At 38.6% G+C, this 11,716-nt stretch carries 12 protein-coding genes; all 12 read left to right on the top strand.

Annotated features, from left to right (window positions below):
• Positions 1–270 precede the first annotated feature (270 nt).
• The 12 genes from efp to FKZ43_RS07875 all read left to right on the top strand — a co-directional run bounded on the left by efp (position 271) and on the right by FKZ43_RS07875 (position 11,651).
• Complete coding sequence (gene efp / locus FKZ43_RS07930) at positions 271–831, top strand: elongation factor P (RefSeq protein WP_140945350.1); 561 nt, start codon at positions 271–273, stop codon at positions 829–831.
• A 14-nt stretch (positions 832–845) separates the two neighbouring features.
• Positions 846–1,403, top strand: coding sequence for an acetyl-CoA carboxylase biotin carboxyl carrier protein (accB, locus tag FKZ43_RS07925; RefSeq protein ID WP_140945349.1), 558 nt, complete (start codon positions 846–848; stop codon positions 1,401–1,403).
• Positions 1,404–1,427: 24 nt separating this feature from the next.
• Positions 1,428–2,780 carry an acetyl-CoA carboxylase biotin carboxylase subunit gene (gene accC / locus FKZ43_RS07920; RefSeq protein WP_140945348.1) on the top strand — a complete coding sequence of 451 codons (1,353 nt, stop codon included), beginning with the start codon at positions 1,428–1,430 and terminating at the stop codon, positions 2,778–2,780.
• A gap of 20 nt (positions 2,781–2,800) precedes the next feature.
• Positions 2,801–3,184, top strand: coding sequence for a glycine cleavage system protein GcvH (gene gcvH, locus FKZ43_RS07915; RefSeq protein WP_140945347.1), 384 nt, complete (start codon positions 2,801–2,803; stop codon positions 3,182–3,184).
• Positions 3,185–3,205: 21 nt separating this feature from the next.
• Positions 3,206–4,546 carry an aminomethyl-transferring glycine dehydrogenase subunit GcvPA gene (gcvPA, locus tag FKZ43_RS07910; RefSeq protein WP_140945346.1) on the top strand — a complete coding sequence of 447 codons (1,341 nt, stop codon included), beginning with the start codon at positions 3,206–3,208 and terminating at the stop codon, positions 4,544–4,546.
• A gap of 89 nt (positions 4,547–4,635) precedes the next feature.
• Positions 4,636–5,364, top strand: a complete 729-nt coding sequence (locus FKZ43_RS07905; protein ID WP_140945345.1) for a glycosyltransferase — start codon at positions 4,636–4,638, stop codon at positions 5,362–5,364.
• Entirely contained in the window at positions 5,361–6,962 is a 1,602-nt protein-coding gene (locus FKZ43_RS07900; RefSeq protein ID WP_140945344.1) for a capsule assembly Wzi family protein, read from the top strand. Before FKZ43_RS07905 ends, FKZ43_RS07900 begins: the two co-directional genes overlap by 4 nt.
• A 12-nt stretch (positions 6,963–6,974) precedes the next feature.
• A complete protein-coding gene (locus FKZ43_RS07895; RefSeq protein WP_140945343.1) occupies positions 6,975–8,534 on the top strand; it encodes a S41 family peptidase in 1,560 nt (519 codons plus the stop codon).
• A 66-nt stretch (positions 8,535–8,600) separates the two neighbouring features.
• Positions 8,601–9,407, top strand: coding sequence for a hypothetical protein (locus tag FKZ43_RS07890; RefSeq protein ID WP_140945342.1), 807 nt, complete (start codon positions 8,601–8,603; stop codon positions 9,405–9,407).
• Positions 9,407–10,213 (top strand): DUF3108 domain-containing protein, encoded by an 807-nt coding sequence (locus FKZ43_RS07885; protein WP_140945341.1) that lies wholly within the window; start codon positions 9,407–9,409, stop codon positions 10,211–10,213. Before FKZ43_RS07890 ends, FKZ43_RS07885 begins: the two co-directional genes overlap by 1 nt.
• Positions 10,214–10,231: 18 nt before the next feature.
• Positions 10,232–10,780, top strand: coding sequence for a gamma carbonic anhydrase family protein (locus tag FKZ43_RS07880; protein WP_140945340.1), 549 nt, complete (start codon positions 10,232–10,234; stop codon positions 10,778–10,780).
• Positions 10,755–11,651 carry an MBL fold metallo-hydrolase gene (locus FKZ43_RS07875; RefSeq protein ID WP_140945339.1) on the top strand — a complete coding sequence of 299 codons (897 nt, stop codon included), beginning with the start codon at positions 10,755–10,757 and terminating at the stop codon, positions 11,649–11,651. The genes FKZ43_RS07880 and FKZ43_RS07875 overlap by 26 nt, the downstream gene beginning before the upstream one ends.
• Positions 11,652–11,716 lie beyond the last annotated feature (65 nt).

Below are 11,716 nucleotides of genomic sequence, written 5' to 3'. Positions count from 1 at the left end.
TAAAGACCCAAAAATTACAAAAGACGCTTTCCATCTACTTCTTAGTTTTGAATTGTCACAAAGAAAGAGGAAGAAAGGACCTATTTTTGTCCCGGTTTCTTGGCAACTTTATACATTGGAAAACCTCAAAGTGCAAATAAGATATTTACAGAAAGGAACATCTTTTAGCTGAAGGCAAGATAAAGTAAAAACCTTTCTCTAAACTTCTTGCTTTTAACTCGGCTTTTCTTTATATTTTCAAAGTAAATCCGAAACAAAGGCGATTCCCTTATGGCTACAACTGCTGACATCAGAAACGGTTTGAACATAAGATACAACGGGAAGGTCTATACTGTGATTGATTTCCAACATGTAAAAAGAGGTCGTGGTGGGGCTTTTGTTAGGGTTAAGCTTAAAGAAGTTAAAACGGGAAGGGTGCTTGAAGAGACATTTGACTCGGGAGAGGAAATAGAAATTGTGCGCCTTGATTTCAGAAAGTTTCAATTTTTATACAAGGATGGAGACGAGTTCGTCTTTATGGACCTTGAAACATTTGATCAGATACATGTCCCAAGCGAACTAGTCGGGGAAAATGCACTTTTTATGAAGGAGAATGAAACGGTTGATATACTCTTTGACGGAGACCAAATCCTTGGAATCCAGCTCCCAACATTTGTTGAGCTTGAAGTGATTGAGACGGAACCTGGAATAAAAGGCGATACCGTGACAAATGTTATGAAGCCGGCTAAACTTGAGACAGGGGCTGTCATAAATGTTCCGCTTTTCATTGAACAGGGTGAAAAAATCAGAGTTGATACTAGAACGGGTGAATATGTTGAAAGGGTAAAATAAAATTTGGTGAGAAAATGGATTTAAATTACATCAAGGAATTAATCAAAGCTGTAGATGAAAGCGGTGTTGAAGAGGTTGAGATAGAAATTGAGGGTTCAAGGGTAAGGATAAGCAAAAACAGAAAAGGAGAAGCGGTAGCCACGGGGACAAATTCAACTATGAATTATATTCCGATTCCTTTTCCGATTTATCCTCCTGCTGGTTTCGTTCAACAACCCTTACCCTTGACGACTCAACCGCAGATTTCACAAGCCCAACCGACAATTCAAGAGTCCGCCACAACGAAGGAAGAGAAAAAAGAAGTCACGGCTGTTGAGACAGGGAAAAAATACCACGAGATAAAATCACCGATAGTTGGAACATTTTATCGGGCACCAGCACCAGATGCTGAACCGTATGTCAAAGTTGGTGATGAAGTTTTCCCCGGAACTGTGCTTTGTATAGTTGAAGCGATGAAACTTATGAACGAAATTGAATCGGATGTTCACGGAATCGTTGCGAAAATTTTAGTTGAGAATGCTCAGCCAGTTGAATATGGGCAACCTCTCTTTTTAATTGAACTCCTTGATTAAGCGAAATCAAATTTTGATGCGAAATTGCTAAAGAAAATTTTAATCGCCAATAGAGGAGAAATCGCTTTACGGATAATTAGAACCTGTAAAGAACTGGGGATAAAAACTGTCGCCGTTTATTCCGAGGCGGATAAATACTCACTTCATGTCAGATTCGCAGACGAAGCTGTTTGCATAGGTCCTGGACCTAGCAAAGATAGTTACCTTAACATACCGAGGATAATAGCAGCTGCTGAGATAACAAATGCCGAGGCGATACATCCCGGATATGGCTTCCTCGCTGAAAATGCTATGTTCGCTGAGATATGTGAATCTTCAGGGATAAAATTTATAGGTCCAACGCCCGATGCTATTGAGGCGATGGGGGACAAGGCACTTGCAAAAGAAACAATGAAAAAAGCTGGTGTTCCAGTTATCCCCGGAAGTGATGGTATTGTTGAAACATTTGAGCAAGCTCGTGAAATAGCAAATGAAATCGGATATCCAGTAATGCTTAAAGCAGCTGCTGGTGGTGGTGGAAAAGGAATGCGATTGGTCAGAAACGATGATGAACTTGAAAATGCCTGGCAAACCGCAAGAGCAGAAGCTGAAGCTGCATTTGGAAACCCAGCCGTTTATGTTGAAAAGTTTATTGAAAGACCAAGACATATTGAAATCCAAATACTTGCTGATGAATACGGAAATGTTATCCACCTCGGTGAAAGGGATTGTTCAATTCAAAGAAGACACCAAAAACTTATAGAAGAGTCCCCTTCCCCAATTGTCACACCTGAACTTCGCGAAGCAATGGGACAGGCTGCTGTAAAAGGAGCCAAAAGCGTAAAATATAGAAATGCTGGAACAATTGAATTCCTTGTTGATAAAGATGGGAATTTCTACTTTATGGAGATGAACACAAGAATCCAGGTTGAACACCCAGTGACAGAGATGGTCTATGGAATTGACATAGTGAGAGAGCAGATAAGAATTGCTTCAGGTGAAAAACTCGGAATAAAACAAAAACAAATAAAGCCAAACGGTCACGCAATTGAATGTAGAATAAATGCCGAAGACCCGTTCAACGGTTTTAGACCCTCGCCTGGAAAAATCACAGCACTTCATTTCCCAGGTGGATATGGCGTCAGAGTTGACTCACACATTTATCAAGAATATGTTGTCCCTCCATATTACGATTCAATGATCGCAAAACTTATAGTTCACGCAAGAAATAGGGATGAAGCTATAGCTCGCATGTTAAGAGCACTTGATGAATTTATAATTGAAGGCGTTCACACAACAATTCCATTTCATATAAAAATTTTAAATTCGCCACAATTTAGAAGCGGTGTTGATTACGACACAAAATATATTGATACAAGCTTCAACATGAACGATTAAAAAATAACACGGAGTCAAAAATGCAATTCCCAGAAAATTTAAGGTACACAAAAGAACATGAATGGGTCAGAGTTGAAAATGACTCTATCGGGGTCGTTGGAATCACGGATTACGCTCAAAGTGAATTAGGTGATATCGTCTATGTTGAACTTCCACAGATCGGAAAACAAGTAAAACAACTTGAGCCCTTCGGCACAATTGAAGCTGTCAAAGCCGTCTCAGACCTTTTCTCTCCGTTATCGGGTGAAGTCATTGAAGTTAATGAAAAACTGAAGGATTCACCCGATTTAATCAACAAAGACCCCTATGGCGAGGGCTGGATAATTAAAATTAAAATCAGCGATTTAAGCGAGCTTGACAATTTGCTTTCAGCGGAGGACTACAAAAAGTTAATTGGAAAGTAAAATTTAAGGAGCACATCAAAAATGGGCTTCGTTCCAAATACCGAGGAAGACAAAAAAGAAATGTTAAAAGCAATTGGGGTATCATCATTTGAGGAGCTCATCTCCGACATACCCGCCGAGATAAGGTTAAAAGAGGAACTAAATCTCCCAGAGCCACTTTCTGAATATGAGGTTTTAAAGGAACTTCAGGACATATCTGAGAAAAATCTTGATTTAAACCATGCGATTTGTTTCCTCGGAGGCGGGGCATATGATCACTTCATACCCTCAGCCGTTTTCACAATAATAAGCAGGTCGGAATTTTACACAGCATATACCCCTTATCAAGCGGAGGTGAGCCAAGGAACATTGCAATCAATTTATGAATACCAGACAATGATTTGCCGTTTGACGGGAATGGATGCAGCAAATGCCTCAATGTATGATGGTGGAAGCGCTCTTGCCGAAGCAGTTTTACTTTCAATAGGATATACCGAAAGAAAAGAGGTTGTGGTAGCAGGTCCAGTTAATCCAAACTATCTCAAGGTAGTAAAAACATACACTCACCCGAGAAAAGCGCAGATCAAATTGACAAAATTTGATGCTGGCGTATGTGATATTGAGGATTTAAAACAAAAGGTCACTGACAATACCGCCTGTGTTATAGTTCAGCAACCGAACTTCTTTGGAAACATTGAAGATGTATTTGAAATTGAACGTATAACTCACTTGCATGGCGCTTTATTTATTGTTGCGATTGATCCAATTTCGCTTGGGTTGCTTGTTCCTCCGGGTGAATATGGAGCTGACATTGTTGTTGGGGAAGGTCAACCGCTTGGGATACCCTTAAGCTTTGGTGGACCCTATCTTGGAATTTTTGCCGTAAAGGAATTTTTAATTAGAAAAATGCCTGGGCGTCTCTCCGGCATCACGATTGACAGAAATGGTGAAAGAGGTTTTACGCTCACACTTCAAACAAGGGAACAGCATATACGAAGGGAAAAGGCAACCTCAAACATATGCACGAATCAGGGCTTGATGATGCTCGCCGCAACTGTCTATATGGCTTTAATGGGAAAACAAGGATTAAAAGAAGTTGCAACGCTTTGCCTTCAAAAAAGTCATTACCTTGCCGAAAAAATTTCACAAATTGACGGCTTCAAGCTCAAGTATAAACAGCCATTTTTCAAAGAGTTCGTTGTTGAAACACCGCTTCCAGTTTCGCTTATCAAAGATAAATTGCAGGCGAAAAAAATTTTGCCCGGGATTGACATTTCAAAATTTGCCGGCTACGGTGATGGTCTGTTGATCGCAGTCACTGAGAAAAGGACGAAGAAAGAGATGGATATCTTCGTTGATGAGTTAAAAAATCTCGTGGGTTGAAAATTAAGCGCTGAGATTTCCCGTTTGCGAAGCCCCGAGAGTTTCGTTCTCGGGGTTTTTATTTTAAAAATAATTTTGCCCAAACGCACATGCACAGATTTTCTGTCATAATTCCAACCCTTAACGAAGAAAAAACAATTCAATGGGCGGAAAAAACATTTGACGAAGAGTTAAAAAAGAAATTCAACATTGAAGTGATCGTAAGTGATGGAGGGAGCACCGACTCAACAATTGAGATAGCGAAGAAATTTGCCGATAAAATAATTTTGAACGAAACAAAAGAAAGGCAAACGATAGGTGGGGGTAGAAACATAGGCGCTTTGCACTCCGACGGGGAAATACTTATATTTTTAAATGCAGACGCAAGGATAAGCGATGTTGAAACTTTTTTTAAATTATGCGATAATCTCTTTAAAATGCCGTCAATAGTTGCTCTCGCTTTTGAAGTAAATGTTTATCCGGAAGAAGAAAATCTGAAAGATAAAATTTTTCACGCTTTCTTGAACAAATTCTTCGCAACCCTTAATATAATTGGGCTAGGTATGGGGAGAGGCGAATGCCATGCGATAAAAAGGGAGTTTTTCTTCAAAGTTAACGGCTACAACGAAAAACTACCGGCTGGCGAGGATTTTGACCTTTACATGCGACTTCGCCGGCTTGGCAAAATAATCAATGTTTATGGGGTGAAAATTTATGAATCACCGAGAAGATACCGCAAGTATGGTTACATAAGAACATTAACGCTGTGGTTTTTGAATTCAATTTCAATTATGTTTTTGAGAAGGTCAATTTCAAAAGATTGGGACGCTGTAAGATGAGAAAAATCCTCTACGCCCTAATAATTTTTATCTCAACAAATTTACTTTCTCAAGTTGAGAATGTCCCGATAACAAACAGAGTTTACATGTTTTTAAAAAGAATGGAAGTCAAGGGGTTTATAAAAAATTTTGACGATGTCTCATTGCCACTGTCAAGGGGGGAAGTTGCCAAATTTTTAAGCGAAATCAATTCACAATATGAGAAACTGAGTAGGAATGAAAGGGAAACCCTCAAACTCTTGATGATTGAATTTGAGAATGAACTTAAAAAAGAAAACTTTTTTGAAACTAAAATCTTCAGCGACTTTTTAAAAAGAGAATTTTTATTCTCCGACAGAGCCAAATACTTATACTCTTACAGAGATACGAGCATTTCATTCTTTGTTGATGCGCTTGTAAATTTTGATTTAAGGTTTTCACGAGCTTCAAATGTTTTACTTGCTGAAATTGGTGGAAGGTTAAGAGGTACATACGATGGCAAAATTGGATTTTACTTACAATCAACGGATGGTCAAATTTTCGGTGATAAAAAACTTGCGCTTGAGGACTTGAAATTGAAACAAAATTATAAACTCAACGAGCCCGGTTCCGTAAATTTTGATTTCACAGAAGCATACATAAAATATCAAACGAAGCATATAAGCTTACAAATCGGGAGAGAAGCGATAACACAGGGTTATGGTTTTTCTGGGAAACTTTTCATTTCGGAAACCGCCCCTGTCTTTGATTTCTTCAAAATTAGTTTTAAATACAAAGGCGTATCCTACGACTTCGTTCATTCCTGGCTTCTTGGGACAAAGTTTACAATACCCGATACAACTGCAGGCAATATAATCGTTATAAATTCAAAGTATCTTGCAACCCACAGATTGAATTTCAACTTTTGGGACAAGTTTAACTTTGGTGTTTGGGAAGGGATCATTTACGCAAGGCGTTTCCCAGAGCTTGCATACCTTAACCCATTTAATTTTTACAAGTCGGCTGAACATTCACTTCAAGACAGGGACAATTCCCTACTTGGCTTCAATTTCAAGTCAAATTTATTCAAAAATTTTCAAATTTACGGGACGATTTTGATTGACGATATAAACTTTCCCCTAATCGGCACGGGTTGGTATGGGAATCAACTCGGATATCAAGTGGGGCTATACTTTGCTGGCTTAAAGGATACGGACATCATACTTGAATACACAAGGATAGAACCGTATGTATATTCGCACAGGATAAACGAAAACAATTACACTCACAATGGTTTTTTGCTTGGACATTGGATTGGACCTAATTCGGATGATTTTTTCATCAAAATTAATTATCTTCTATCAAAAAGAACCGTATTGAACTTTTTTGTTGAAAAAATAAGACATGGGAAGAATAAAATCGTCGGGACAGACACTTTAAATGTTGGAGGTGATTATAATCTTGGGCATCGCGTTAACGATTCCAACACAGTTAGGTTTCTCAGCGGTGATACTGAGAAAAGGTATAAATTTGGGGGCAGTTTATTTATAGAATTCGCGAAGGATTTTTTCGCCATATTCGGTGTTGAAAAATATGAGAGAAATTTTTTAACTTATTTCAAAATAAAATTTGACTATTAGGAGGTAAAGAAGATGCTCAGGCAGAAATTTTCAACGCTTACAATGGCGATAGTCCTTGTGATTGGGATTATAATCGGGGTTAATTTAAACAGTTTGTTTTCAAGTGACGATATCTATGTCCAAATAATGAAGTTAAACGATGTCTTAAATCTGGCGAGAAAAAACTATGTTGATAAAATTGACACCCAAACACTTGTTGAAGCAGCAATAGAGGGGATGCTTGGGATTCTTGATCCGCACTCTGTTTACATCCCAGCGAAGGCAATGGAAAGAGTGAATGAAGATATAAGGGGAAGTTTTGAAGGTATAGGGATTGAATTCACAATAATAAATGACACGATAAATGTTGTCACACCGATTTCAGGCGGACCAAGCGAACAACTTGGGATAATGGCGGGAGATAAGATAATTAAAATAAATGACACATCAGCCATCGGTTTGAAAAATGAAGATGTTGTAAGGAAGCTCAGGGGTCCGAAGGGAACAAAGGTAAAGGTGACAATTTTAAGAGCTGGTGTAAAAGAACCGCTTGAATTTGTTATAACAAGGGACAAAATTTCAATCTATAGCATTGATGTTGGGGTGATGGTTACAAAAGATGTGGGCTATATCCACATAAACAGATTTTCAGAGACCACCGATCGTGAGTTTAAGGAGGTGGTTTCAAAGCTCAAGGCGCAAGGGATGAAAAAACTTATTCTTGATTTAAGAAATAATCCGGGTGGTTTACTTTCTGAGGCGGTTAGAATAGCTGATGAATTTTTACCCAAAGGCAAGTTGATAGTTTATACGAAAGGTCGCCTTCCAGAATATAATGAGGAATTTTATGCAACATCTGAAGGTGAACTTGAAAAGGTTCCGGTGATTTTACTTGTAAATCAAGGCAGTGCATCTGGAAGTGAAATAGTTGCTGGAGCAATCCAGGATTGGGATAGGGGCTTGATAGTTGGGGACACGACATTTGGAAAAGGTCTCGTCCAAAGGCAATTCCCTTTAAACGACGGTTCAGCGATAAGATTGACAACCGCAAGATATTATACCCCAAGTGGCAGATTAATCCAAAAACCATATGAGGGCAAAAAATATATTAAAGAAGCAGGAGATACTTCAAAAACAATTTATCACACAAAAATTTTGAATCGTTCTGTTTATGGTAAGGGTGGGATAGTCCCGGATGTGGTTGTGAAGACGCAAACTTTAACCGACTTATCCGTTGACATAAGAAGGAACAACCTGTTTTACATTTTCATTTCCAACTTCATGGATTCAAAGGGGAGCGAAATAAGGAACAAGTACGGAAACAATTTTGAACTTTTCAAGCGTGATTTCCAGATAAGCGATGAGATGCTTGAAAACTTCAAAAAATTCATCATTTCAAGAGGGATTAAATGGGATGAAGAACAGTTCAGGAAGGATTTATCATACATAAAGACGACATTGAAAGCGCACATAGCAAGGTTTATATGGAAATATGAGGGTTGGTATCCTGTGATGCTTGAAATAGATGAACAATTCCAGAAAGCGCTTGAGCTAATGCCACAGGCGGAAAAGATGCTCGCTGTAAATAGATAAGAAAATCCTTGCCCCGCGCGCGATTCTGCGGGGCTTCAAAAATAAAAAACAAATCGGGATGATAAGATGAAAGTCAAATTGCTATTTTTTATTTTTGCGCTGTCATCAATCTTATTTGCTCAAGTTCAACAACAGACAAAGTATTCAGTTGACGATGTAATGAAAAAACTTGAAGCAATTGACAACTCATTGAACGAAAAAGTCAATTCATTGAGGAGTGAATTTGACCAAAAACTGGATCAGAGTGTAAATCAAATCAGGGATGAACTCTCATCAAAAATTGAAAGACTTGACTCAAAAGTTGCAACAATTTCAAATGGGACGGAACAGGTTTTGAAGAAAATTTCAAATGTTGAGGCACAAAACCGTGGCTTGAGGGAAAGGATTTCAAATGTTGAAAAGATTGTAGCAAGTGTTGATGGGAATGTCGGCGCAGTAAAAAAATCAACCGACGAGATAAACAGTGGAATTAAAGAGGTTTCGGCAAAGGTTGATGAAAACAGCGCAAAGTTTGACGCGGTGCTTTCTAAAATTGCCTCAAATAGAACAGCTCTTGTCCTTGGCTTCGTCATAGTGATAATTCTTTCAACCATCGTCGCTGTTGGGGTGTTCAACTTATCAAAATCGACGAAGTCGGTTGAAAAGAACATACTTGACAGTTTTGAAGGGACAGCCGGCAAAATTGAGGTCACAACAAATGACTTGAAAACCCTGGCCGATGTATTGAAACAGCAAACGAGCGAAATAGTTGCTTACCAAAGGATACTTGAGGAGAGGATTATCACTGCACAACAGCAAATTGAAGCGAAAATTGAAGAAAAACTCGCAGCAAGGAGAAGAACTCAAAGAAAAAGCTCGTCGCCCGAAGAATAATGAATTTCGTCTTCTTTATTATTTTCGCATTGATGAATGGAGTTTTCTACCAACAGGAATATGAAAGATTTGAAAAACCATTTGATACATCTTTTATTCAAGTCGGTGAAGAACTTGTCTATGAGGTCAAATATCTCTTTTTTAAACTCGGTCAGGTTAAGTTCAAGGTGATTGATAAATTCACAAACAACGGGAAACAGTTTTACAAGGTCAGGGTAGATATTGATTCATATTCTGTTCCATTCGTTGATATACATGCAAAATTTGAGGCGGTTTTTGATTCAAGATTCATAGCACATAGTTATTGGAGCGAGCAAAGGGAGAAGAAATACTATCAAAGCGTAAAATACAAGTTAATTGAAAATTTGCCAGGGTATGTTGTTGAGAAGAATTATCATAACCTTGAATACAACACCCGCGGGAATAAAATTGACACGGTTAAAATTACAACTCTATATTGCGATGGTCCCTCGCTTTTTTATTATGCGCGTTCAAACGCATACATTAAAAAGACGGTGCTTTTGCCGACCTTTATTGAAGGGGTAAAAGGCATAACTTTGATAAACTTTGGGAAGAAAAAAACACGGGTAAAAATTGACGCATTTGACAGCCCGATTGAAACATATGAAATTGATGGAAAGGCAAATTATATTGGATTCTTTGGTTTGACTGGCAACTTTACGGGATGGATAAGCTCTGATAAAATGGCGATACCTTTAAAAGGTAAATTAAAACTTTTTATCGGAAATATAATCGTTGAACTTAAAAGTTGGAAGAAAGGACAAAACCTGATAAATTTGAAATAAATCAATGGAGGTGAAGAAATGAAAATTTTGTCATATAGAGGTAAGTTTCCAGAAATTGATGAATCGGTTTTCATAGCTGAAGGGGCTGTTGTCATTGGTGATGTCGTCATAGGCAGGGACTCAAACATTTGGTTCAATGCGGTGATAAGAGGTGATGTTAACTATATAAGGATCGGCGAAAGGACAAACATACAAGATGGATGCATACTCCATGTAACCACGCAGAAATATCCACTTATCGTCGGAAACGATGTAACAGTTGGACATGGTGCAATTTTACACGGGGCGATCGTACGCGACAAATGTTTAATTGGAATGGGGGCAGTAGTACTTGACGGGGCTGAAGTTCAATCATACTCGCTTGTTGCTGCTGGTTCGCTTGTAAGACAGGGCTTTGTTGTCCCGGAGGGAACACTGGTGGCTGGCGTTCCAGCTAAAGTGGTTCGTGAATTAACCGAGGATGAAAAGAAAGCAATTGAAGAATCAGCTATTCATTATGTTGAACTTTCAAGGGAATATAAGAATTTAAAGGGGGTCAGTTATGAAATTAAAAATTTGGGGCTGTAGGGGTTCAATCCCTACGCCAGGAAAGGACACGGTCCGTTACGGGGGGAACACTCCCTGCATTGAACTAAAACTTGACGACAATAATTTGATAATTCTTGACTCTGGAACAGGGATTAAAAATTTGGGCAATTATCTCATGCGCAAGGGCGAGTCAATCCGTGCCTATATAATGATAACTCATCCGCACTGGGACCACATTCAAGGGTTCCCGTTCTTCAAACCAATTTTTATCTCAGGAAACGAATTCACAATTGTCGGCTCAGGTGCGAGGACGAAAACACTTGAGCAAATCGTCGCCGATCAAATGGATAGGGTTTATTTTCCTGTTAGATTGAGCGAACTTAAAGCAAGCATAAAGTTCCTTCAAGTCGGTGAGGAAGAATTCAAAATTTACGATGCAACCGTTCAAACGATTTATGTCAATCATCCCGGCTTTACACTCGGTTATAGAATCACTTTTAACAACAAAAGCATCGTTTACATAAGTGATAATGAACCTTTTGACAGGGAGATAACGCCGTATCTTTTCAACTGGGAAAAGGAAGTCATAGAAAGATTTGACAGTGTTCCGGGTGACCCGAACCAGAGAATTTTTGACTTCGTAAGAGGCGCAGATCTTTTAATCCACGATACGACATACACACCGGAAGAATACATTGAAAAGGTCGGCTGGGGACATTCCCATTATCTTTTCACGCTTAGAGTTGCGCACGAAGGTCAAGTCAAACGCCTATTGTTATTTCATCACGACCATATGCACACCGATAATATGATTGATGAAATTTTTGAGCATTGCAAAAATGAAGTCAAAAAGAGAAAATACAAGTTCAATCTAATGGTTGCATCAGAAGGCATGGAGATAGAGATTTAATTTGGTTAATTTCACCTGCTTTTATAAATTGTCTTGGAAAAGATGAAAAAAATCCCAACAAAACC

Origin of the sequence: Candidatus Thermokryptus mobilis (assembly GCF_900070205.1) — a bacterium.
Taxonomy (GTDB): Bacteria; Bacteroidota; Ignavibacteria; order Kryptoniales; family Kryptoniaceae; genus Kryptonium; species Kryptonium mobile.
The sequence above is the reverse complement of the archived record's forward strand: the minus strand, read 5'-3'. Positions and strand labels throughout refer to the sequence as shown.

Coding starts and splice junctions, on each gene's coding strand:
- FKZ43_RS07880 (WP_140945340.1), top strand. CDS start 10,232: ATGAAAATTTTGTCATATAGAGGTAAGTTTCCAGAAATTGATGAATCG.
- efp (WP_140945350.1), top strand. CDS start 271: ATGGCTACAACTGCTGACATCAGAAACGGTTTGAACATAAGATACAAC.
- FKZ43_RS07900 (WP_140945344.1), top strand. CDS start 5,361: ATGAGAAAAATCCTCTACGCCCTAATAATTTTTATCTCAACAAATTTA.
- gcvPA (WP_140945346.1), top strand. CDS start 3,206: ATGGGCTTCGTTCCAAATACCGAGGAAGACAAAAAAGAAATGTTAAAA.
- accB (WP_140945349.1), top strand. CDS start 846: ATGGATTTAAATTACATCAAGGAATTAATCAAAGCTGTAGATGAAAGC.
- FKZ43_RS07890 (WP_140945342.1), top strand. CDS start 8,601: ATGAAAGTCAAATTGCTATTTTTTATTTTTGCGCTGTCATCAATCTTA.
- FKZ43_RS07885 (WP_140945341.1), top strand. CDS start 9,407: ATGAATTTCGTCTTCTTTATTATTTTCGCATTGATGAATGGAGTTTTC.
- FKZ43_RS07905 (WP_140945345.1), top strand. CDS start 4,636: ATGCACAGATTTTCTGTCATAATTCCAACCCTTAACGAAGAAAAAACA.
- FKZ43_RS07895 (WP_140945343.1), top strand. CDS start 6,975: ATGCTCAGGCAGAAATTTTCAACGCTTACAATGGCGATAGTCCTTGTG.
- gcvH (WP_140945347.1), top strand. CDS start 2,801: ATGCAATTCCCAGAAAATTTAAGGTACACAAAAGAACATGAATGGGTC.
- FKZ43_RS07875 (WP_140945339.1), top strand. CDS start 10,755: ATGAAATTAAAAATTTGGGGCTGTAGGGGTTCAATCCCTACGCCAGGA.